Raw genomic sequence first — 21,024 nt, 5'->3', positions numbered from 1 at the left:
TAACGCCACGCTGATAGCCAACATTATCAAAGGAGTGGGCATGGTTTGGTTAAAACGTTTGATCGCGTGTAGCGCAGCACTACTAATCGGTGCTGCAGGTTGGCTTTGGCTGACAATGCTGAGCCCGTGGTTTTACGAGCGCCCCGCCCACCTGCCAATCATTGAAGAGCGAACCCACAGTGTCTTCGTCTATGGCACGCTGCGCTATCTCCCTGTGCGCTGGGTGGTGATGGGCAGTTCAGGCAACCCACAACCTGCACGTCTTGAGGGCTTTAAAAAACAAGGCCTGGACTTGACTCCCGATACCCATAGCCATGTAGAAGGGTTACGGTTAGAAGTCACTGCGGATCAGCTATTGCGCTTGGATCGTTATGAGCGCCTAGGTATTCGCTATGAGCGGGTCAAACAAACGCTAACGGACGGTTCAACCGCATGGGTTTATCTACGCCTGCCCACGCTTAGCCAATTGCTTAACGCATCTCCTGTACAACCGGTAGCTCTGGTACCATAAGCAGACAACGCAGTGCCCTCTTTACGTCGTTATTTCTAGGATACCTCATGAGTGATTCCACGCCGTTTGTTTTAATTCTTTACTATTCGCGCTCAGGAGCCACTGCGGATATGGCAAGGCAAATTGCAGCAGGTGTCGAAAGCATTACGGGGATTGAAGCGCGGCTGCGCACCGTTCCCCCTGTCTCCACAACCTGTGAAGCCGTTGATCCCGAAATTCCAGCAGAGGGAGCGGTTTATGCAGACCTAGAGGATTTACGCCACTGCAGCGCGTTGGCATTGGGTAGCCCTACGCGTTTTGGCAATATGGCTGCGCCGCTTAAGTATTTTCTAGATACGACCAGTAGCCTATGGATGAATGGCGCGTTGATTGATAAACCTGCCTGTGCGTTCACATCCACTTCCAGCCTCCACGGTGGCCAGGAAAGCACGCTTCTTAGCATGCTCATTCCGTTACTGCATCACGGCATGGTCTACGCCGGCATCCCCTATAATGAAACCGCCCTTCTCAGCACCCAAACCGGTGGCACTCCCTACGGGGCTAGTCATGTTGCCGGTGCGCGAAGTGACCGCTCTGTCGACGAGCACGAGCGTGCACTGTGTCTTGCTCAAGGCAAGCGGTTGGCTAGGCTTGCGCGAGCGCTGCATAAAATGCGCCAGGAGGAAGCGGCATGAGGCAGTGGTTAGAAGGTCTCGAGACTCGCCATGGACTCGATAAGCTCACACAGCAAGCAAGGCAATTAGTGCTCGTCAGCTTTGTCATTCTGCTGCTACTAGTTATCTATCGTGGCTTTTTTATTCAGGGTGATACCTTTAACTGGCGTCCTGTGGTCGCATTTGTACTGCCACTCTTACTATTCCTACCCTCTATCATTGGTCAGCGAGCCAGAGGCCATGCTTGGTTAGCATTTGTCAGTCTACTGTACTTCACCCAAGGCACTATGCTGGCAACCCTACCCGGCCAAGGGGTTCGCGGCGTGCTGGAAGCGGTTGTATCGCTGGCACTATTTACTGGCTGTATGGCGTACGCACGTTTTCGCAGTCGTCAACAGCGCCAGAAGTAAGCTTAGATAACGCTCTGTTTGCTAGAAATATCAGTAAGGATAAAACCACAACCAGCCACAAACGCCCGCCGCAACTAAAAAAGCACCTAGCGCAAACAGGCGATGCTTAGTTCGGTGGGCAGGTTTTATATCAATCGGTTCACTGTTGAAATGTTTGATTCCCGTCACCATTGCAGCGACTAAATTTTCCCCCTGCAGAGCATGCACAATGATGCCCGCAATATGGATGCCTATCAGGATAAGCAGCATATCACTATTGAGTGAATGCAAACTGGCTAGCTCGCCACTTATGTCTCGGCCCAGCAAACCGTAAAGTGGACCCTGAAAGAAGATATCGTCACTCAAAAATAGCCCACTCACTGCCTGAAAACTCAGTGAGAGCAACAAAAGAACCACCATCCAACCACCCAGGGGGTTGTGGCTCGCGTAGCGAGGTGCACGTCGCTTCAGCAGTGCATTTGCATAAATTGCCGTATCTTTTGGCCCATAGATAAACGCACTAAAGCGGGCATAGGCAGGGCCTGAGACGCCCCATATCACGCGAAATATCAATAAACCAATAATGAGGTAGCCTGCTTGGGCATGAGCCTCAATCGGAAACAAAAACGGTACACCATCGGTTTTCGCGGTGTAAAACGAAATGATCACCGCTGCCAGCAGACACCAATGGAATAAGCGTACAAAGACGTCCCAAACGGCCAGCTGTTTTCTTTCATTCTGCATTACGTTGCCCTTTATCTTCTATTCATACATTTTCTCATTTCTTCAATGTTTCTGATATAACGCATTACAGAGCACAGTCGACGCGTTATACAATCAAGCAACTTTGCATTACCCGTAACGCCATCAACCTCTCGGCTGGGCTTCTAAATAGAGCTTGTCAGCAAAGCTTAGAGACAGGGCTTGAGCTTTACCGAAAGACCAGCGACCATGAACAAAATTTAAAGGGAGCAGTATTCAATGACACGCAATATAGCTGATATTAGGCGCGATTATGAAGGTGGCCGCCTTGATGAAGCCCAAGCCCCCGACAATCCCTTTGTGCTGTTTGATGAGTGGTTTAACCTAGCGCTGGAAGCAGAAGGACAAGACGGTAACGCAATGACCCTTTCTACGGTAGACAGTCAGGGGCGCCCTCATGCCCGTGTCGTTCTGCTCAAGGGGTTTGACGAGCAAGGCATGGTGTTTTTCACCAACTACCATAGCCACAAAGGTAGCGAGCTGAGCAACGTACCTTTTGCTGCCATCACCTTTTGGTGGCCTTCGCTGTCACGGCAAGTGCGCATCGAAGGTCCCGTAGAACAAGTGGCACAAGAAGAGTCTGATGAATACTTCTCGAGTCGGCCACGTGGTAGCCAGTTGGGTGCCTGGATTGCTACCCAAAGCGTTGTGATCCCTGATCGCAATTGGATTGAAGAGCGGCAAAAACGCTTTGAACAAGCCTACGAAGGACAAGATATTCCACGTCCGAATCACTGGGGCGGCTATCGAGTTAATCCTGAAATGATTGAGTTCTGGCAGGGGCAACCCAGTCGTCTTCACGACCGCCTACGCTTTGAACGGCGTGACGGCGGCGATTGGAGTCGCTTCCGCTTAGCTCCTTAATTAAGAAATCCATTAATTTAGTGGCTTCTTAATTTAGACATTTCGTCACTCGCTTTTACCCATCCCATGAATGAGCCTGCCTCTTTTGAGGCAGGCTCATTTGTGTCAGCAATAGCCTAGTCAGGCTGGCTCTCCAACCGGTGACGCTGCCATTCGCTTTCAGGCTCGTTCAACCTGAGCACGGCATCAATCACCTGCTCTTCCATGTTATAGCGACACCTAAAGCCCAAGTGCTTCATCAAGGCGCGCATGGGATGGTTATCTACCATAATTTTGCCGATCATTTCGAGCGTACCAATGTTGGTGCAGTAATCGATCATCTTGTTCATTAACAGGCTACCAATACCCAGCCCCTGCAAGTCGTCACGGATAATGACCGAAAATTCCGTGCGAATATTATCGGGATCATTCCATACCCGAACGACACCCAACATCTCTTTACTCCCGTCATCGTGCTGATGTTCGGCAATAAAGGCCATCTGTCGGTCGTAGTTGATATGCGACAGAATCGACAAATCACGCTGGGTTAGGTTGGATTTATTGTGGAAATAACGAAAACGAATGCTCTCCTCTGATAACTGTCGGTGGAACGTCGTAATCAGAGGCGCATCTTCCGCGCGGATGGGGCGAACCTCTACCCGCCATCCATTTGTCAGCGTTACCCATTCACGTAGCTCTTCAGGGTAAGGCATGATGGCAAAACGCGCCGGCGGGCCTAAGTCCATGGCAAAATCCACTGCTAACATCCCATCACGGTTCAGCAGCAAAGGATTGAGTTCAAGCCCCCTCAAGTCGCCCAAGTCAGAAGCCATTTGAGACAGCTTGACCAACAGTTGGCAGAGCCGCTGGATATCTCGTTCGGGGTCGGCCGAATGCTCGCGAATCAATGAAGCCGCATGGGTTCTACCCACCACGTCAGCGGCCAAACTCATGTTCAGCGGTGGTAGCGCAATCTGACGATCCGCTAGCACGTTCACTTTATAGCCACCTATCCCGAAAACAATCAGCGGACCGAACACAGGGTCACGAGTGATCCCGGCACAGATCTGCATTGAGTGTTTACCACGCTGCATTGGCTGCAAACAGTATTCGCGAATAGCATATTCGGGGAATTTCTCGCGCACCTTATCGCCCAGCTGACGGATCCCTTCGGCCACTTGCTCCGGCGTTTCTAAATCTTGCAGTAGACCTGCGGATATTTTATGGGGGTGTTTACGGTAGCGATAAGGACGGCAATTGCCCTCGTGAATGACTTTTAGCGCCTTAGGACCTGGAAAATGATCCGCCATCGCTAAGGCATCTTCCGGATTAGCCAAATAGACACTCGGTGCGGCAGGAATGCCATAGGCTTCTAGCACTTGGGCCGTTTCGGAATGGGTCAACGTTTGTCGCCCCTCCGCTTTGGCATTTTTAATCAGCGCGCGACACTCCGCACGAATCTCTGCGCTGGTGGAAAAAGGTAAGCTAGGCGGAATTTCATGCAGCAGCGCCTGAACACGCTGATAGTCCACCATATGCATAAATGCTTTCACTGCCTTTTCCGGCGATGTATAGGTGGGTATACCCGCCAAATTGGACACATGCCTAGCATTCAGGGCTTCTTTCAGCCCCATCCAACTCGTTAGTAAGTTACGTTTAAATGTCTTTCGATGATCAATCAGCGCCTGAGCAGTGGCCAATGAAGGCGCTAAACGAGTAGGCGCGTGAACCACCAGTACGGCATCCACATTTGGATCGGCAGTGACAATTTTTAGCGCTTCTACAAAACGCTCTGGCGTCGCGTTGCCGCCTAAATCCACTGGGTTCTCACCGGGCTTGCTCATATCTACCTGGCTTTTATGCAGCACCCGCTGGGTCTCTTCGCTAAACTCCGCCAGTTTACCGCCCGCACTTATCAGTTTATCGATCGCCAGCATGGCGGGTCCTAAGCCATTGGATACAATAGCCAATCGGTCGCCGCGAAGCGGCTTCATGCGCGATAAGGTTTCCAGCGCATCCAGCAATTCATCGTAATCATTGACGCGAACAACGCCCGCCCGGGCAAAGGCCGCGTCAAACACCACATCACGATTAGCAATACCTGGTGTGGGGGCCATACCCGAAATATCTGACTGCGGCGTTCGCCCACTCTTGATGGCGACGACCAAGCGGTTACGCGATGCATCACGCACGGAGGTCATAAAGTGCTGAGCATCCATCACGCGCTCAAGGTGCAGCAGAATCGCTTGCGCTGGGGAAAACTGATTCACATAATCAATCAAATCTGGCAGTAGAACATCAACACTGTCACCGACCGTGATCAAGTGTGAAAAACCAACATCGCGGCCTGCAGCCCAATCGATCATGGCATTTGCCAACATGCCCGATTGCCCTAAATAGGCCACTTTGCCCGCTTGAACTGGCTGGCTGGCATAGGAAGCATTCAGTTTCTTCCCAGGCACAATCAGCCCCATGCACTCGGGCCCTAGCACCCGGATACCCGACTCTATCGCCGACTGCAACATACGTTGCCGGATTGAGCCTTTGTTGCCCGTCTCACGATCAAGGTAGGCACCGCCGGAAAGCACCAACGCAGCTTTTACACCAAACTGCCCAAGTTTTTTGATCAGACTAGGAACACCATCGATTGGGGAACAGATAACCGCTAAATCAGGGATTTCAGGCAGTTCATTCACGGTGCGGACGCAATCCACGCCGAAGACTGTGTCATATCCTTTCAGATTGACCGCCCATATTTTCCCCCTAAAACCGCCCTCTTGAAGATTACCAAGTACTAAACCACCCAACGAGGCTGGCTTTTCAGAGGCACCGAACACGGCCACTGTGCGCGGTTCGAAAAAATGATGCAAAAAACGTGTGCTCACGAATGCGTCTCCCCTGAAATTAATAACCACTGTGTACGACTTATTGACACTGTCGCGCAAGCCCCTGGGACGATTAAGGTGGCGATATTGTCTTCGGAGCGCTTGCATGATTACTGCCTACCTTACTCACCCAGACTGCGCATTGCACCATATGGGGCCTGAGCACCCTGAAAGCCCTCAACGGCTTGAAGCGATTCGTGCGCGCCTATCTCTAGCAGGCCTTCTTCAACAAACCATGCAGGCGGATGCCAAAGAGGCGTGTGACGAGGCGTTAGCAAGAGTTCACCCAACAAGGCACCTTAATGCGTTAGCAAAGTGTCTGCCGAAAGAAGGCATCGTTACACTCGATAGCGACACAATGATGAACCCCGATAGCCTAAAAGCGGCGAGAGTGGCCGCGGGAGCCGTCATTCGCGGAGTTGATCAAGTGTTTAAGCGCCAAGCTGACAACGTATTTTGCGCAGTAAGGCCGCCAGGGCATCATGCAGAAGCGGCCGATGCGATGGGATTTTGTTTCTATAACAACATTGCCGTCGGTGCGGCCCATGCAAAAGCAAAATATGGTGCTAAACGTATCGCAATACTCGATTTTGATGTTCATCAATGCAACGGCACGATTGATATCTTCAAAAATGATCCAGAGGTACTGGTGTGCACGAGCTTCCAGTATCCGTTTTACCCCTGGCGCTATTTACGCAGTGAATGGCAAAATGTGGTCAATACGCCGCTGGAAGTAGGCACTGATAGTAAAGAGTTTAGACGCATTATCGAACGACAGTGGCTTCCCGCTCTCCATGCGTTCAAACCAGACTTAGTCATGCTTTCTGCAGGCTTTGATGCTCATCGCGACGACCCTATGGGAGATATCTGTTTAGAAGATGAGGATTTTTATTGGATAACCCACTTAGCAATGGAGATTGCAGCCCTCTATGCAGAAAACCGAGTAGTTTCAGTACTTGAGGGGGGGTATAACCCGAAAACGCTCGCTAGCGGTGCAGAAGCTCACTTAAAAGCGCTATTGGGTTTGCCCTTTACGGATGTTCCATGACGTATGCCACTCACTATTGTGAAACGTCATGCGACGGCGACCTTGATACAGAGCGTCTGTGATAACATGCGGTTTTATTGACGTTTACTCACGTGGCTTTTTATGACCGCTACTACTGAAGAGCATGCTGCGCTGCGCATAGCCTCTGGGCGAAAGCCCTTTGTCGAACCTTTACGCCTGGGGGAACGTTTAAAACAGATTCGCCTTGCTAACCAGTGGACATTGGAAGACGTCAGCCAGCGCACAGGCTTAGCACGTTCAACACTCTCTAAGATCGAAAATGACCAAGTGTCGCCTACGTTCAGTGTGGTTCAAAAACTTATTACCGGCCTGAACATCGACCTGCCCCAGCTATTTACGCCGCCGAAGCGTGAGCGCTATACCATGGGGCGTAGGGATTTTACCCGTAAGGGCAAGGGCCAAGTGCACCCTACCCCTACCTACGAGCATGAGCTGCTAGGGCATCAGCTTGCTCAAAAGCGCATGATTCCCTTCAAGACCATTGTTAGAGCACGCAGTTTTGATGAGTATCATCAGTGGGTTCGTCACGACGGTGAAGAGTTTCTGATGATTTTAGAAGGCGATATTTTGTTATACACAGAATTTTATGCGCCACTCATGCTCGCCGAAGGCGATAGTATTTATTTTGATAGCGACATGGGGCATGCCCTTGTTTCTACCAGCCCAGAAGATGCGGTCGTGCTTTCTGTTTGCACGCGGGGCGACTCGGTCTAACGCCCAGATTTTGTATCGCTCAAACTAACCACAAAAAATAGCTATAAACAGTTTGTGGGCTTAGGAAGGCCAGCGATGCGAGCAATACGCTTTGGTGGACTCCCTGGAAACAGCGTCATTAAATAAATCGAATTCCCCTTCTCATCACCCAGCGCCTGTTTTGTGGCTTTCACTAAGGGCCGCATTGCGGGTGCCATTTCATATCGAGTATAAAACTCGCGCACCAGCTGAATAATTTCCCAGTGTTTTTCTGTAAGAGTTAATCCTTCATCCTCAGCGAGCAACTGAGCAACCTCATCGCTCCACTGATCCTGCTTAACTAAATATCCCTCAGGATCTAGTTGGACTTTTTGTGACGAATCAAGATAACGGTATAAACTTTGATTACTCATATTCAATACCAGGAAATGATCTTTTCATTTTGCTCAGTCAACCTAATAAAGCCATCCATCTCTATCAAAGGCAGCCCATGGCTTGTGGCAACAGAGAGAACCCCTCTCGAAATAGCATCTTCAGCTAGCAAAAAAATCGACGCTGTATTGGCTGCCCAGCCTTGCCATTCAGGATAGAGCGCAGCCTGCACGCCGTCTTCTATCAGTACAACAGAATCGCCATTGCTGAGTGCATTGAGCATTTGCACAGCAGCATCGCTATGGGGAGGTTTATTCAGAATATGTAGCATAGTTATTGGCTACTCTGCTAAAAATTGAGCGCAAAATTAAAAATTAAGAACATAATTATAACGCTGGAACAGGTCTGGCACGTCTGAAGCCGAGACTAAGGTAACTCCCTCAACCAACTGATCAGTGGCTATATTGAAGGCTTGTAGGGTCTCGGTAGGGACTAATAGGTTTTCTATATCGTACATTTCTAACATATTAATTGTCGGTAGCGTGGCTTTTTGGCCTGGCGCGCCAACCTGTTGCTCTTTGAGTAACGCGAATATCCCCTGCCCTAAAAACAGCAGATCAACCGCTTGCCCAAAGGCAGCAGACACTAGCGCAACATCCAGCCCTTCCCGCAACTCATTTGAGCTATAGGGCGCATGTCGTATAACGATAAGTCGCTCATTTGCTTCAGCCATCTTAGTCCTACCTATCTACTCCGGCCGCCCTGTTTTCAGCCCTGTTCTCACTACTAAGCAAACGTAATCAAACGATCACAGCGCTGCTGTAGCTCAAGCAGTTGCCCTAGCCCCGTTAATTCAAAGGGTGGCTCAAGATTGAAGTTCACTTGCCCGTGCCGCTTTGCTTCTGCTTCACTCACCACACCACGGCGTAACGCCGCCGCGATGCATACATCTAATGCCACCCCGTGCTGATGATGCAGGTCAACCCAAGCGTCTCGCATATTGAGCTCATCCTGTGGAGGAGTCATTAGTCGAGAGGCATTATGAACGCCATCTTGATAGAAAAAAACGCCCTTGATGTGGTGTCCTTCATTTAGCACTGCTTGGGCAAATCGCAGCGCGGAATGAGGGGCGGCACTACTATACGGCGCCCCCATGACCAATAAGCCATACTCCATCGGATTATCTCGATACAGTCCGCCCTAAAAAAAACAGACCCTAGCAAGTAGGGTCTGTCGCGATAGTACTGCAGGGGTTGATCAGTCGTTGCTCATAATGCCTAAAATCGAGAGCAGACTGATGAACAGGTTATAAATGGAAACATAAAGCGTAATAGTTGCGAGAATGTAGTTGGTCTCTCCCGCCCGGTGAACAATTTCACTGGTTTGGTAGAGGATCGCCGCTGATGCAAACAGCACAAAACCAGCGGAAACCATCAATGAAAGCGCAGGAATGTTGAAGATCAGCCCGGCTACCATGGCCAGAATCAACACAATGGCACCAGCCATTAGGAAATTACCTAAAAAGCTGAAGTCTTTCTTGGTGGTTAATGCAACCGCAGAAAGGCCGATAAACGTCAAGCCAGTCATTGCCAATGCATTCATTATCAAAGCGCCACCGTTAGGCAACGTAAGATAGGCGGAAATGATTGGGCCAAGCGTGAAGCCCATAAATCCGGTGAATGCAAAAGTCGCCAACAAGCCAGCTGCCGAATTGGCCGTTTTGTGAACCAGGAACATCAGCCCGTATGCACCGATAAAGAACACAAAAATGTTCATTTGTTGGATGCCCATTGCGACAGAGGCACCAGCGGTGACCGCAGAGAATAGCAATGTCATGGCCAATAGCGCGTAGGTGTTACGCAGAACTTTATTAGCGCTAACACTACTTACTTCGCTGCGCGTTTGCGCTCTCGCCGTGTTCGAATCGTTAAAAGCCATTTATCTATGCTCCCTAATGGTAATACTAACAACGGACAAGGATGCCGTTACCAAGTTCCAGACGCAAGTATTTGTCTTCCACGCAAACAACTGCTTTTTAAGGCACTTGCTCCTCAAGCATTGACTATGCTTAACATTCCACACCACTTTGGACATAGAAATGCGCTATAAAATTCCCCTGACTGTGCCACATTTGGCGTGATTATCTTCGCTTCTTCTGCTTACAGCTTCACTGCTGGCGGTGAAACGTTATCGTCGTCTTCTTCCTTGTGAGGTAAATGCTGCATTGTCGCTGCTTGACGCGCATCCTGAGCGTTATAGAGACGTGCATCGATCACGTTCAGCACCGCCAACTGTGCAAATAGCACGGCAAAACAAATAATCAGACCTTTTAACATGACACTGTTCCTTAGGGGGCTAACAACTTAGAGGGCTAACAACATCGTCGCTGGTAGCGAATAATAGTCCTCGGCGGAAAGAAAGCAACGGGGTTTGGTAAAATCACCATTTGCCCTATCAATTTACTCTAACAATCCGCAAATTCTTCAGTATCAACATCAGCTTGTTGCGCGTCGCTATAACGAGCGCCAGCGACTTGGCTCGGCAACAGCATACCGTTGAGCTGAGTCACTGTTGCGTCATCCAACACGACCGTTTCAGCGCGTAAGTTCTCGCATATATGCGTCACTGAGCAGGAACCAGGAATAGGCACAATATGATGGCCCTGGGCGTTTAACCAGGCTAGCGCCAGTTGCGCGGGTGAGATCTCAAGATGCCTAGCCATTGTTTTAACGTCATCCAACAAAGCTATATTGTGAGGTAAATTGTCTTTACTAAAGCGGGGCATTCCGGCGCGCATATCCCCTGTCGAAAACTGGGTACTTTCTTCCACTGCCCCCGTCAAAAAACCGCGCCCAAGTGGGCTGAACGCCACTAAGGCAGCACCGAGCTCCGCACATGCATCCTTCAGAGCAATGTCGGGATTACGTGTCCAGAGTGAGTATTCTGACTGTACTGCTGCGACTGGATATTCCGCATTACCTTTACGAAATGTTTCTGCCGATACCTCAGATAAGCCAACCGCACCAATTTTACCCTCTTCCACTAGTCGGCCCAGCGCCCCAACACTCTCTTCAATAGGAACACTACGATCTAGGCGATGCAGGTAGTAAATATCCAAATAATCCGTTTTCAGTCGTGACAGACTCTCTTCACACTGGCGACGCAATGTGTCAGGGCGACCATCGATAATGCGCTTCCCTGTTTCAGCATCCAATGCCATTCCACACTTGCTGGCGAGAAACAGCTGGTACCTTTTTGTTTTTAAAGCGAGCCCCAACAACCGCTCATTTGCTGTTCCACCATAGAGCGTCGCCGTATCAAAATGGCGGCATCCCATCTCAAAGGCTTCTTCCAATACCCGAAGCGCCTCTGTTTCTGGCACATACTGCCCATAGCCATGGGAAAGATTCATGCATCCCAAGCCAATACGAGGAGACGAGACACCGTTTAATCGGTCAAAGAACGCGGACATAGCAACCTCTGGGGTGATTGACGTTAATTAGATAGTAGTGCGCTAGTGTTATGCGTTTTACCCTGGCTACAAACCTGCGACTGCAGCCAGTCAGGCAATCGGTGTTCAAGATAATAACGCGGCCGCCACGGAGGCCCCTCTATAAAGCCCACATGGCCACCCGAGGCATGAAGCTCCAGGGTGACATAGCTTGGCAGAGTTTCCGCATTAGGAACGCTCTGTGGGTAGATAAAAGGGTCATCTAGCGCATGCACAATGAGCGTTGGAATACGAAGGTGCTCCACGAAGAAAGCACTGCTACAGCGGTGGTAATAGTCATCGGCGCTTTCAAAGCCATGCAGTGGCGCAGTAACGCGGCCATCGAAGTCCCAAAACGTCTTCATACCTTGTAATGTTTCAAGCGCCGCTAAACGCGCCAGTTCTTCCCTTCGCCCTTGGCGTACAAACACCTGCTGTTTATGTTCAACATACTGGCGCAGGTCTCGCAGGAAACGGGCCTGGTAAATTCTGGAGAAGCCTTTACTTATCCGGTCTGCGCAGTGGTCCAGCCGAAACGGTACCGATACTGCTACCGCCGCCTTCAACGGCGTATTGCTACCCTCTTCGCCCAAATACTTGAGCAACACATTGCCACCCAATGAGTAACCAATCGCGGCAAACAATTTGTTTGGATAGCGTAACGTTAGTTGCTTAACCACATCCGCCAAGTCCTCACTCGCGCCAGAGTGATATCCCCTGGCGCGATGGTTTGGCTCACCAGAGCAGCCACGCCAATTGACAGCCACGCTCTGCCAGCCGCGCACCGCTAACGCCTGTTGTTGCCCTAATATATAAAGTGAAGAAGAGCTGCCAGTTAGGCCATGAAGCAGCAGTACGCAATTCGCCGACTCACCCTCAGGCCCATACCAATCCAGATCGATAAAATCACCATCTTGAAGCGTCATTCGCTCCCGCCGACGTTGTAATTGAGGCGATGTCCGACATAGTGGGCTATAGAGCGTTTGCAAATGTCCGCCTGGCAGCCAGCGCGAAGGTCGAAATGGTGGCAGAGGTGAAGACGGTAGTGAAGACCGTATTGAAGACATGGAGGAATAGCGCCAGCAAAAAAAACAGCTGAATAGCTTAGCAAAATTTGTAAGCAGATTTGGTTGTGGCAGAAATATCGCCTTGGGGCTGGCACTAGCTCGCCTAAAGTAGACGCCCCTTGTATGCAGCATTCTCATAGATGCGACAATACGCCATGCGTCATTAGATACTTTCAACTTACGCCGCAGAGTGGTTTCAACTACTATTAATAATTAAAGAAATATAGCCATAGCCTTTAAGAATATAGCTCCTGCGACAACTACTGATTTTCAATACTTTCATGCCACACGATCTAGGAGGTCGCCATGGAATTAGATCCTCTGTTGCTTTCAAGGCTGCAGTTCGCTTTTGTTGTCTCTTTTCATGCCATTTTTCCGGTGTTTACTATCGGTCTGGCTTCCTACATCGCGCTACTACATGGCCTGTTTTACAAAACGGAAAACCCCGCTTGGGATCGCTTAGCGCTTTTCTGGACAAAAGTGTTTGCCGTTGTGTTTGGCATGGGCGTCGTATCAGGCATTGTGATGTCGTTTCAGTTTGGTACTAACTGGAGCAACTTTGCCTACGCCACATCTAACTTCTTAGGCCCTGTCCTCAGCTATGAGGTAGTAACGGCCTTTTTCCTAGAAGCCGCTTTTCTAGGTGTGCTGTTATTTGGTCGCAATAAAGTACCTGAAGGTGTGCATTTATTTGCTGCCATCATGGTTGCTGTAGGCACGTTTATATCTTCTTTCTGGATACTTTCTGCCAACAGTTGGATGCAAACCCCGGTAGGTTACGAGCTCATCGACGGTCGGTTCCATATCACTTCCTGGATGGAAGCACTCTTTAACCCCTCCTTCTGGTATCGCTTTGTTCACATGGGCATGGCTTCCTTCCTAACTGGCGGGTTCGTCGTTGCAGGGGTTAGCGCTTGGTTCTTACTACGCAAGCGTGATGTTGAAGCTAACAAAAAAGCGCTATCCATGTGTTTGTGGTTACTGCTGATCTTAGCGCCTGCGCAAGCGGTAGTCGGCGATTTTCACGGTCTGAACACCTTGGAGCACCAGCCAACGAAAGTAGCCGCCATGGAGGGTAACTGGGAAACGCAAAACAATGTGCCGCTTCTGCTTTTTGCTATCCCTGATAAAGAAGCCCAGACCAATCATTTTGAAATTGGCATCCCCAACCTTGCCAGCTTGATTCTGACGCACCATGTCGATGGTGAAGTTCCCGGGCTTAACGCAGTACCAATAGAAGAGCAGCCTCCTGTCATCATTGTATTCTGGGCTTTCCGCGTCATGGTAGGCATTGGCGTGCTGATGATTGCTGTTGCGCTGACCGGGTTGTTTCTGCGTCGTAAGGGGCGTGTCTATGAAAACCCACTTTTCTTAAAAACGCTTACCGTCATGATTGCATCCCCCTTCCTCGCGGTTCTGGGTGGCTGGATTGTTACCGAATCAGGACGTGCGCCTTGGTTAGTGTATGGCGTCATGACTCACGCGGAAGGCTTAACGCCGTCCCTTACTGGCGGCATGGCACTGTTTACCTTGATTGGCTATATCGCGGTTTACAGCGTGGTGTTTTTCACTGGTATTTATTATCTAACGCGAGTTGTGCGCAATGGCATGAAAGAAGAAACACAGGCAGAAGTTGGAGGCGAGGTTGAACGCCCGAAACGCCCTCTATCCGCAGCACACACCCCCTTTGATGATGACTTGGAAGGAGCCAACACATGAGTATTGATCTTTCACTCATCTGGGCTGCCATTATTGGCTTTGGCGTCATTATGTATGTCTTAATGGATGGCTTCGATCTAGGGTTGGGAATTTTGTTTCCCTTCGCCCCTGATGAAGAGTCACGCGATGTGATGATGAACTCTGTTGCTCCCGTGTGGGATGGCAATGAGACGTGGTTAGTACTGGGCGGTGCTGGGCTGCTCGGCGCCTTTCCATTAGTTTATTCTGTGTTTTTGCCAGCGCTCTATATCGGTGTTTTCCTAATGCTGGCCGGCTTGATTTTTCGCGGCATTTCGTTCGAGTTTCGCTTCAAATCTAAGAAAAATCGCCGTTGGTGGAACCGCGCATTTTGTTGGGGTTCTGCCATTGCCACCTTCGCTCAAGGCGCGGTCGTCGGCGCTTACATCCAAGGGTTTGCTGTCGAAGACTTTCGCTATGTCGGTGGCGCACTGGATTGGTTGACGCCCTTTACTGTATTGACGGGGCTTGGACTAATGGCGGGCTACGCACTGCTTGGTTCTACGTGGCTGATCCTGAAGTCAGAAGGCCATGTCCAGCAGTGGGCCTATCGCATCACACCAAAATTACTCTTAGCGGTATTGGTGGTATTTGGCATTGTTAGCCTGTGGACACCGCTGGTTAGTCCAGAAGTGCGTGACCGCTGGATGAACCAGATCCACCTAATTTGGCTGTTCCCCATTCTTGCCATGGTCTGCGCTGGAGCTCTTTATCGTGCCGTAAAACGCCAGCAGGAAGGCTTACCGTTTGTCTCAACACTGGGCCTATTTATCTTTACCTACCTAGGCCTCATCGCCAGTAAATGGCCGGTTATCGTACCGCCCAACTATACAATTTGGGATGCCGCTTCAGCACCTGAGTCGCAATTGTTTTTGCTGATCGGCGTGCTGTTTGTAATCCCTATCGTATTGGCCTACACCGCCTGGTCTTACTGGGTATTCCGCGGCAAGGTAAAAGTGGGCGAAGGGTACCATTGAGGCTTTACCAGCTAATCTGCTGATTGCTTGTCACAAATTGCTTGTCACAAAAAAGAAGGGTGCCATTTGGGCACCCTTCTTTTACTTCTTTGGACGTGAGACCTCACTGAGTGCGATCTAAAGCTTGACCGTAGGATCAGCAAAACCATGCGGCACATAAAGATTATGCGGGCCTAAGCGGCTAACGTCTGTTTCTCCACATAGCGCCATTGTGGTATCAAGCTCTTTATGAATAATCTGTAGCGCGCTGGTGACGCCCTCTTCACCGGCAGCCCCTAACCCATAGGTAAAAGCACGCCCAATGTAGGTTCCCTTGGCCCCCAGCGCCAGCGCTTTCAGCACGTCCTGGCCCGAACGGATACCAGAATCGAGATGAACTTCTATCTCGCCTCCCACTTCATCGATAATACTTGTCAGCATTCGGATCGAGCTCATTGCTCCATCAAGCTGACGTCCGCCATGATTAGAAACAATAATGGCATCAGCGCCTATCTCTACGGCACAGCGCGCATCCTCAGGGGTCATAATGCCCTTCACAATCAGCTTACCGCCCCACCACTCTTTAAATTGCGCAATACGCTTCCAGTCCAGCGATACATCGAAGGCCTCTGCTGTCCACGCTGACAATGAGGAAGGGTCAGTAACTCCTTTGGCATGCCCCACAATATTGCCAAATGAGCGACGCTTGGTTTTCAGCATCTCCAGACCCCAAGGAATTTTCGTCGCCATGTTGGCAATCGATTTTGCGGTCAATTTAGGGGGTGCAGAGAGTCCGTTTTTGAGATCTTTGTGGCGCTGCCCCAGTACTTGCAAATCGACAGTGACCACAACAGCTGAGCAGTTAGCCGCCTTGGCACGCTCAAACAAGCGGCGCATAAAATCATCATCTTTTAAGGTATACACCTGGAACCAGAACGGCTGCGTCGTGTGTTCTGCGACGTCCTCAATCGAGCAAATCGACATGGTCGACAGCGTAAACGGCACACCAAATTTTTCAGCCGCCCGTGCTGCTTTAATTTCGCCATCTGCCGATTGCATTCCCGTTAGCCCTACGGGTGCAAGCGCAACCGGCATAGCCACATCTTCACCCAGCATAGAACTTCGCGTAGAACGCCCTGACATATCGACCGCAACACGCTGTTTTAAATGAATATGCTGGAAGTCACTGGTATTTTCACGGAAGGTTTGCTCTGTCCAACTGCCTGACTCAGCGTAGTCATAAAACATTTTTGGCGTGCGGCGGGCGTAATGGCGACGCAGGTCTTCAATGTTGGTATAGATCGGCATAACACATCCTTAAGAAATATTGTTCTCATTAGTATCTATAACAGATGACCTCAAAATAGCGCGTTACTCAAGAAAATAATTATATAACAGTGATGACACTGGCGGTCAGTGCCTCTGACTGCTAGCCTGATAAACAGGAAACTAGTCTTACGTTCATGATATTTCTAATCAATTTAACAGTATAAAAGCCTCTCCAAGTAATTACACTGCCACCTGATGTGTCGAGTTTGCACGCATAACAACTAGAATTAGTGCCTTGCCCTGGGCAAATAAAAACGACTCACATAGGCAGGTATTGCAGATGGTCTCCCCCGCCCAGCACCAAAATCCTTCAGCCAATATCATTCGCTCGTTGCTGAAGCATACTAACGAGCTCTCTGTTTATTCAAAGGACATGCCCTACGCTTTAACCGCTGAGGTTATAGAGCTAAACCTGAGCACTGGCCACATGGTGCTGGGAATCGAATACGCAGGATTAGATATCGAGCGTTATTTTGCTCATGGCAGCGTCAACTTTGACTTAGAAGCACTAAAAGGCGCCCATGCCATGGAGCGCGAAACATACAGCCTCAGCAATGTCGCTGCCAAACTACAGAAATCGGATAGCACTCATTACCGCCTGGAGTGCCAGCTACCAGAGTCCGTGTTTGTCCAAGAAAATAGGGGCGCGGTTCGCATTCCTTTTATTCTCGGTATGCTAGCCCGCGTAGGCCTAGAGGTTTACTCCAACAATCTTCATGTGCTGGGGCGATTACGTAACCTTTCAATCGGCGGTTGTATGGTCGATATCGATTTGGCAGACAGTGTAGCAATCGGTGTCGACCAGAACATTCCTGGTGTGACACTCGAATTTCCTAATGGAGAGAGCTTTTTTGCCGAAGGCAGAATCTGCCATATGCGCCCTTTTGGCAATCATGGTTATGCGGCGGTGGGCGTTCAGTTCATCAACCTATCGACATCACAAGCCGAAACCCTATTTCAATTCGTTAATGAGTCCGAGAGAGAAGCTGCCTACCGTACCGGATCCAACGATAAGCTGACGTATCACTCTTCCCTTTTCATTCCTGGCCTCAAAGAGAAGAAAATCTTGCAGCGAGAAGCCCAAGAGCGTGAGAAGCAAGGCCGCCAGCCGCCGATGGAACGCGGTGTGATGGATGTCGCCCATCAGCTTCAGATATCACTAATGTATATGAAAAACCGCGAGTTATTCCCTAGCGATATTTTATACGATTGCGTTGATACACTGCGTTATCTTATCGAACAGGATCGCAAAGCGTTTCTGTATGCGCTGGCATACCTGAGGGAAGAACCAGACTGGGTTAGGCATGCCGTTCAGGTCGCAGGTCTGCTGGCCGACTTACTACTCTCCCGAGACCCGCACGACCCACAGGTGCGTGAAGCGATGCTCGGTGCACTGCTACACACCATTGGCAAGCCACTGTTAGTAAGCGAAGAATTACCATCGTTGAAGGTAAGCATGAACCCGGCGCAGAAGTTCATTCTCAGTGGCCATGTCGAAGAGCTATTCAATAAACTTCACGCGCTAGGTTGGAAACCAAGCCCCACCTGCCTCGATGTCATTGAGAATGCTAATGAGCGACTAGACGGTTCTGGTTATCCCGCAGCGAAGCGCAGCAGCCATCAATTATCGAAGCTAATTCGTTTGATAGCGGTCATCAAAGTGGTCAATAAGCTATTACACTCGCGTAATGGAGAACCAGCACACTCTCCCCTCGATGCTTACCGTATTGTCAATAATGCAGACACGGCCTACGACAAAACAGTGTTAGTTGAGTACATCCAAGTGTACGGTCTTTACCCAATTGGGTGCTTGGCCAAATACTCGGGCAGTTTTCTGGCTTGGGTTATGGATGTCGACGCAAAAGGCATGCCGAATCAGGTTCATATCGTTAAAAATCTGCGCTTTCCTGAAACCAACATCAGTAGCGTGATATTCCAAAGCGATATAACCCAGATTGGCAAGCTCGAAGGCATCGTCAATCCCTTTGATTATGGGGTAAAGGTACTCAAAATTTAGCGGTCTTGAGAACCACTTACCCTCGACGCAAGTTACTCGGTGAACGCCAATATCTGCTCCAACAGAGCACGCTTACGCGGCAGCAAGCTCACTTCTAACCCTAGCGGCCGGAATACACGATTCTTAACCTCTAGGGTGACATTATTTTTATCGCCTTCCAGATCCGACAACGTTCGTCGACTGATGCCCACCAAGGCGGCATAACGTGTTTGGTTTAATCCCAGCACATCGCGGCGTAACGCACGCAATAATGCTCCGTCGGTGATTTCCCCCGCATAGAAGCGTTTCAACAGAGCCACCAGGGCCTCTTCGCGATCATCAGAATAGCGCTTCATAGCAACCCCCAGCGCTTGAGTCGAGTGTTGATAGTGCGTAGGCCGACTGCAGGCATATCAAGGATTCGGGGTGGAACTCCACGGGCAGCCAAGCGTTCATCGACGCCCTCTAGCTTCAATGCAAGCGCACGGAGCTCTTCCATCACTCGTTCTGGATCGACAACGTCTGCCAGGGTGTCGGCAATTCCTCGCCAATCGTACTCCCCGCCAACTTCCAGGGGCGTTCCCCATTGCGTTGTCCGTGTCACCCCCTCGGGGTCAGCCTTCATGGGCGCGAAGTCATATACGGGGGCAAGTTCAATGCCTTCGGGGCGCTTCAATAACGCCGTATTCCGGCCATGATTGTCAGAGTTGCCGAAAGCGATATTCAACAAATCACGCTTAATCCACTCCAAAACAAAGCGCTCACCCTCGAAAACGGCGCCTTGTTCTTGCACGCGATATTGAGCCCTCAGCAAACTAATCAGTTGGCGGATTGTTTCGCCATGATGCAAAAAGGTGCCCGGCGCGGCGCCTACCAAGGAGTAGACTGACTCCAGCCCATAGCGAACCCAAGTGCCGTCGAGGTACTGCATGTCGAAACGGGGTAGCCACAGGGACGGGTAACGCTCTCCCTCCACCAAACGCATCTGTTCGGTATCTATCGTGGCCACCCCTAACGATGCAAGCTCCTGATAGTAGTGATATTCAGCTCTCAAGATGTCGCAATCGTCAGTTGAACGTTTACCGCGTGGAAATTTCACCAGCATGGGTAGGTCAGGTCGATGGTTTTCATCCTGCCAAGTATCAATCCAGACGTGGTCGTCGTTCGTCAATCTGAGCAGCAATTTTGGCGCTTCACCGCCAGCCCCAGTGGCACCACCACTGGCCGCCCCCATCTGCTGGGCATACTCTAAAAAGTCCACCTGGCGCTCTACAACGCTTTGCAGCGGAAACCGTCGCTCCTCTAAGGCTTTCTTTACAGAGAGGTCAGGCACTGATTCTTTGATTCGTAAGTTGCCGACCGGCGCGATAGTGCCACGTGCCAGCAATTCAGCATCCTGTTGCCCAACCGGTAAATCGTGAAGCCCTAAATAATCCACCCAAAAACGTCGGCTAGCGCCCGCCGGCATAATGTCTTCCAAGAAACCAAACCAGTGTGGCGATTCATGGGTCAGCATTAACTCGATAGGCAACCGCATACTGCAAGCGTGCAAGTCATCTTGAAATAGCCACTCAACGGCATAGTCAGTCGCATAGCGCAGCCGAGATTCCCCGCGAGTACCCTGCTCAGGGTCAGGCAACGACAATTCAGCCGCATCATGCCACGCTTGTTCAAAATGAACCTGTATCGTTAACTTCACGAATCACCCATGTCGAAAGCCGCTGATGTCCGAAATTACTGATGCGCAGTAAAGTGCTCAAAAACTCTTCCACCGATTACTTATGAGCAGTTTAGCGCACACAATAACTACAAAAAAGAATTAATGAACACTATAGTGCACACTGAATTATCCACACGAGCGCCATATTGGAGCCTAATGTGAATATTACCCATTTAGAGCATGTGTTTATCGCGCTGCTGATTCAAATGGCTCTACTTCCTTTTGCAAACGCAAGAGTCACCGGCGCCATCGCAGTAGCACTGTTGCTTGGACGTGAAATTGCACAACATGAATACAGGTTAGCCGTTCAACGTGGTTGGGAATGGGGGCAAACATTACCGGTGGGCATATTTGAAGGTGTTTGGCGTGGCTGGACGCTGGATTCGGTATTAGACGTTGTTTTACCTGCCCTGGCATGCACAGTAGTGGCCATTACGATCAAAATCATAAAACCAAACGGCTAAATCGCGAAAGCTAAGTGTTTAGGAACGACAAAAGGCCCTGGCTCCTCAGAAGCTTTTAACAAGCCTTTATAAAGCACTTTACCTATTA

At 50.1% G+C, this 21,024-nt stretch carries 23 protein-coding genes; 10 read left to right on the top strand and 13 right to left on the bottom strand.

Annotated features, from left to right (window positions below; all coding sequences use genetic code 11):
• Positions 1 to 40 precede the first annotated feature (40 nt).
• From CEK60_RS06675 to CEK60_RS06665, 3 genes are read left to right on the top strand one after another with little or no spacing between them, the layout of a single operon-like run.
• Positions 41 to 511, top strand: a complete 471-nt coding sequence (locus tag CEK60_RS06675; protein WP_089038369.1) for a gamma-glutamylcyclotransferase family protein — start codon at positions 41 to 43, stop codon at positions 509 to 511.
• Positions 512 to 558: 47 nt separating this feature from the next.
• Positions 559 to 1,185 carry an NAD(P)H:quinone oxidoreductase gene (gene wrbA / locus CEK60_RS06670; protein ID WP_089038368.1) on the top strand — a complete coding sequence of 209 codons (627 nt, stop codon included), beginning with the start codon at positions 559 to 561 and terminating at the stop codon, positions 1,183 to 1,185.
• Positions 1,182 to 1,574 (top strand): DUF2069 domain-containing protein, encoded by a 393-nt coding sequence (locus tag CEK60_RS06665; RefSeq protein WP_089038367.1) that lies wholly within the window; start codon positions 1,182 to 1,184, stop codon positions 1,572 to 1,574. Before wrbA ends, CEK60_RS06665 begins: the two co-directional genes overlap by 4 nt.
• A gap of 30 nt (positions 1,575 to 1,604) precedes the next feature.
• On the opposite strand, the gene CEK60_RS06660 is transcribed toward CEK60_RS06665, so the two are convergent.
• Entirely contained in the window at positions 1,605 to 2,297 is a 693-nt protein-coding gene (locus CEK60_RS06660; protein ID WP_089038366.1) for a cytochrome b/b6 domain-containing protein, read from the bottom strand.
• A 237-nt stretch (positions 2,298 to 2,534) separates the two neighbouring features.
• Between CEK60_RS06660 and pdxH the strand changes: the two genes are divergently transcribed.
• On the top strand, positions 2,535 to 3,179 hold the full coding sequence (pdxH, locus tag CEK60_RS06655; RefSeq protein ID WP_089038365.1) for a pyridoxamine 5'-phosphate oxidase: 645 nt from the start codon (positions 2,535 to 2,537) through the stop codon (positions 3,177 to 3,179).
• A 116-nt stretch (positions 3,180 to 3,295) separates the two neighbouring features.
• Here the strand turns inward: pdxH and CEK60_RS06650 are convergent, their stop codons facing one another.
• Positions 3,296 to 6,043, bottom strand: a complete 2,748-nt coding sequence (locus CEK60_RS06650) for a bifunctional acetate--CoA ligase family protein/GNAT family N-acetyltransferase (RefSeq protein WP_089038364.1) — start codon at positions 6,041 to 6,043, stop codon at positions 3,296 to 3,298.
• 106 nt (positions 6,044 to 6,149) lie between these two features.
• On the opposite strand from CEK60_RS06650, the gene CEK60_RS06645 reads away from it, so the two are divergent.
• Positions 6,150 to 7,091 carry a histone deacetylase family protein gene (locus tag CEK60_RS06645; protein ID WP_089038363.1) on the top strand — a complete coding sequence of 314 codons (942 nt, stop codon included), beginning with the start codon at positions 6,150 to 6,152 and terminating at the stop codon, positions 7,089 to 7,091.
• A 102-nt stretch (positions 7,092 to 7,193) separates the two neighbouring features.
• Positions 7,194 to 7,826 carry a helix-turn-helix domain-containing protein gene (locus CEK60_RS06640; RefSeq protein WP_089038362.1) on the top strand — a complete coding sequence of 211 codons (633 nt, stop codon included), beginning with the start codon at positions 7,194 to 7,196 and terminating at the stop codon, positions 7,824 to 7,826.
• A 41-nt stretch (positions 7,827 to 7,867) separates the two neighbouring features.
• On the opposite strand, the gene CEK60_RS06635 is transcribed toward CEK60_RS06640, so the two are convergent.
• The 8 genes from CEK60_RS06635 to CEK60_RS06605 form a co-directional block, all read right to left on the bottom strand.
• Positions 7,868 to 8,218: a TusE/DsrC/DsvC family sulfur relay protein gene (locus CEK60_RS06635; RefSeq protein ID WP_089038361.1), complete on the bottom strand. Its 351-nt coding sequence runs from the start codon at positions 8,216 to 8,218 to the stop codon at positions 7,868 to 7,870.
• A 2-nt stretch (positions 8,219 to 8,220) separates the two neighbouring features.
• Positions 8,221 to 8,508: a sulfurtransferase complex subunit TusB gene (gene tusB / locus CEK60_RS06630; protein WP_089038360.1), complete on the bottom strand. Its 288-nt coding sequence runs from the start codon at positions 8,506 to 8,508 to the stop codon at positions 8,221 to 8,223.
• Between the two features lie 36 nt (positions 8,509 to 8,544).
• Positions 8,545 to 8,910 carry a sulfurtransferase complex subunit TusC gene (tusC, locus tag CEK60_RS06625; protein WP_089038359.1) on the bottom strand — a complete coding sequence of 122 codons (366 nt, stop codon included), beginning with the start codon at positions 8,908 to 8,910 and terminating at the stop codon, positions 8,545 to 8,547.
• A gap of 53 nt (positions 8,911 to 8,963) precedes the next feature.
• Positions 8,964 to 9,353, bottom strand: a complete 390-nt coding sequence (gene tusD, locus CEK60_RS06620) for a sulfurtransferase complex subunit TusD (RefSeq protein WP_089038358.1) — start codon at positions 9,351 to 9,353, stop codon at positions 8,964 to 8,966.
• 81 nt (positions 9,354 to 9,434) lie between these two features.
• Entirely contained in the window at positions 9,435 to 10,115 is a 681-nt protein-coding gene (locus CEK60_RS06615; protein WP_038484188.1) for a Bax inhibitor-1/YccA family protein, read from the bottom strand.
• A 221-nt stretch (positions 10,116 to 10,336) separates the two neighbouring features.
• Positions 10,337 to 10,513, bottom strand: a complete 177-nt coding sequence (locus CEK60_RS22370) for a hypothetical protein (RefSeq protein ID WP_167457121.1) — start codon at positions 10,511 to 10,513, stop codon at positions 10,337 to 10,339.
• A gap of 128 nt (positions 10,514 to 10,641) precedes the next feature.
• Positions 10,642 to 11,649, bottom strand: a complete 1,008-nt coding sequence (locus CEK60_RS06610; protein WP_089038357.1) for an aldo/keto reductase — start codon at positions 11,647 to 11,649, stop codon at positions 10,642 to 10,644.
• A gap of 23 nt (positions 11,650 to 11,672) precedes the next feature.
• Positions 11,673 to 12,734, bottom strand: a complete 1,062-nt coding sequence (locus CEK60_RS06605) for a hydrolase (protein ID WP_089038356.1) — start codon at positions 12,732 to 12,734, stop codon at positions 11,673 to 11,675.
• Positions 12,735 to 13,040: 306 nt separating this feature from the next.
• Between CEK60_RS06605 and CEK60_RS06600 the strand changes: the two genes are divergently transcribed.
• Complete coding sequence (locus tag CEK60_RS06600; RefSeq protein WP_089038355.1) at positions 13,041 to 14,453, top strand: cytochrome ubiquinol oxidase subunit I; 1,413 nt, start codon at positions 13,041 to 13,043, stop codon at positions 14,451 to 14,453.
• Positions 14,450 to 15,448 carry a cytochrome d ubiquinol oxidase subunit II gene (cydB, locus tag CEK60_RS06595; RefSeq protein ID WP_038484179.1) on the top strand — a complete coding sequence of 333 codons (999 nt, stop codon included), beginning with the start codon at positions 14,450 to 14,452 and terminating at the stop codon, positions 15,446 to 15,448. The genes CEK60_RS06600 and cydB overlap by 4 nt, the downstream gene beginning before the upstream one ends.
• Positions 15,449 to 15,565: 117 nt before the next feature.
• On the opposite strand, the gene CEK60_RS06590 is transcribed toward cydB, so the two are convergent.
• A complete protein-coding gene (locus CEK60_RS06590; RefSeq protein WP_089038354.1) occupies positions 15,566 to 16,735 on the bottom strand; it encodes an alpha-hydroxy acid oxidase in 1,170 nt (389 codons plus the stop codon).
• A gap of 301 nt (positions 16,736 to 17,036) precedes the next feature.
• Between CEK60_RS06590 and CEK60_RS06585 the strand changes: the two genes are divergently transcribed.
• Positions 17,037 to 18,773 (top strand): PilZ domain-containing protein, encoded by a 1,737-nt coding sequence (locus tag CEK60_RS06585; protein WP_089038353.1) that lies wholly within the window; start codon positions 17,037 to 17,039, stop codon positions 18,771 to 18,773.
• 32 nt (positions 18,774 to 18,805) lie between these two features.
• Here CEK60_RS06585 and CEK60_RS06580 read toward each other — a convergent pair whose 3' ends face one another.
• Positions 18,806 to 19,108: a helix-turn-helix domain-containing protein gene (locus tag CEK60_RS06580; RefSeq protein ID WP_089038352.1), complete on the bottom strand. Its 303-nt coding sequence runs from the start codon at positions 19,106 to 19,108 to the stop codon at positions 18,806 to 18,808.
• The gene (locus tag CEK60_RS06575; RefSeq protein WP_089038351.1) at positions 19,105 to 20,451 is read right to left on the bottom strand and encodes a type II toxin-antitoxin system HipA family toxin; all 1,347 of its coding nucleotides are present in this window, start codon (positions 20,449 to 20,451) and stop codon (positions 19,105 to 19,107) included. Before CEK60_RS06575 ends, CEK60_RS06580 begins: the two co-directional genes overlap by 4 nt.
• Positions 20,452 to 20,630: 179 nt before the next feature.
• On the opposite strand from CEK60_RS06575, the gene CEK60_RS06570 reads away from it, so the two are divergent.
• On the top strand, positions 20,631 to 20,936 hold the full coding sequence (locus CEK60_RS06570) for a hypothetical protein (RefSeq protein ID WP_089038350.1): 306 nt from the start codon (positions 20,631 to 20,633) through the stop codon (positions 20,934 to 20,936).
• The last annotated feature ends 88 nt before the right edge of the window (positions 20,937 to 21,024 follow it).

The sequence above is a fragment of the Halomonas sp. N3-2A genome, from assembly GCF_002216165.1.
Lineage (GTDB): Bacteria > Pseudomonadota > Gammaproteobacteria > Pseudomonadales > Halomonadaceae > Vreelandella.
The sequence above is the reverse complement of the archived record's forward strand: the minus strand, read 5'-3'. Positions and strand labels throughout refer to the sequence as shown.

Coding starts and splice junctions, on each gene's coding strand:
- CEK60_RS06585 (WP_089038353.1), top strand. CDS start 17,037: ATGGTCTCCCCCGCCCAGCACCAAAATCCTTCAGCCAATATCATTCGC.
- CEK60_RS06615 (WP_038484188.1), bottom strand. CDS start 10,115: ATGGCTTTTAACGATTCGAACACGGCGAGAGCGCAAACGCGCAGCGAA.
- CEK60_RS06645 (WP_089038363.1), top strand. CDS start 6,150: ATGATTACTGCCTACCTTACTCACCCAGACTGCGCATTGCACCATATG.
- CEK60_RS22370 (WP_167457121.1), bottom strand. CDS start 10,513: ATGTTAAAAGGTCTGATTATTTGTTTTGCCGTGCTATTTGCACAGTTG.
- CEK60_RS06635 (WP_089038361.1), bottom strand. CDS start 8,218: ATGAGTAATCAAAGTTTATACCGTTATCTTGATTCGTCACAAAAAGTC.
- tusC (WP_089038359.1), bottom strand. CDS start 8,910: ATGGCTGAAGCAAATGAGCGACTTATCGTTATACGACATGCGCCCTAT.
- tusD (WP_089038358.1), bottom strand. CDS start 9,353: ATGGAGTATGGCTTATTGGTCATGGGGGCGCCGTATAGTAGTGCCGCC.
- cydB (WP_038484179.1), top strand. CDS start 14,450: ATGAGTATTGATCTTTCACTCATCTGGGCTGCCATTATTGGCTTTGGC.
- CEK60_RS06610 (WP_089038357.1), bottom strand. CDS start 11,649: ATGTCCGCGTTCTTTGACCGATTAAACGGTGTCTCGTCTCCTCGTATT.
- CEK60_RS06580 (WP_089038352.1), bottom strand. CDS start 19,108: ATGAAGCGCTATTCTGATGATCGCGAAGAGGCCCTGGTGGCTCTGTTG.
- CEK60_RS06600 (WP_089038355.1), top strand. CDS start 13,041: ATGGAATTAGATCCTCTGTTGCTTTCAAGGCTGCAGTTCGCTTTTGTT.
- CEK60_RS06605 (WP_089038356.1), bottom strand. CDS start 12,734: ATGTCTTCAATACGGTCTTCACTACCGTCTTCACCTCTGCCACCATTT.
- wrbA (WP_089038368.1), top strand. CDS start 559: ATGAGTGATTCCACGCCGTTTGTTTTAATTCTTTACTATTCGCGCTCA.
- CEK60_RS06665 (WP_089038367.1), top strand. CDS start 1,182: ATGAGGCAGTGGTTAGAAGGTCTCGAGACTCGCCATGGACTCGATAAG.
- CEK60_RS06590 (WP_089038354.1), bottom strand. CDS start 16,735: ATGCCGATCTATACCAACATTGAAGACCTGCGTCGCCATTACGCCCGC.
- CEK60_RS06675 (WP_089038369.1), top strand. CDS start 41: ATGGTTTGGTTAAAACGTTTGATCGCGTGTAGCGCAGCACTACTAATC.
- CEK60_RS06640 (WP_089038362.1), top strand. CDS start 7,194: ATGACCGCTACTACTGAAGAGCATGCTGCGCTGCGCATAGCCTCTGGG.
- CEK60_RS06660 (WP_089038366.1), bottom strand. CDS start 2,297: ATGCAGAATGAAAGAAAACAGCTGGCCGTTTGGGACGTCTTTGTACGC.
- tusB (WP_089038360.1), bottom strand. CDS start 8,508: ATGCTACATATTCTGAATAAACCTCCCCATAGCGATGCTGCTGTGCAA.
- pdxH (WP_089038365.1), top strand. CDS start 2,535: ATGACACGCAATATAGCTGATATTAGGCGCGATTATGAAGGTGGCCGC.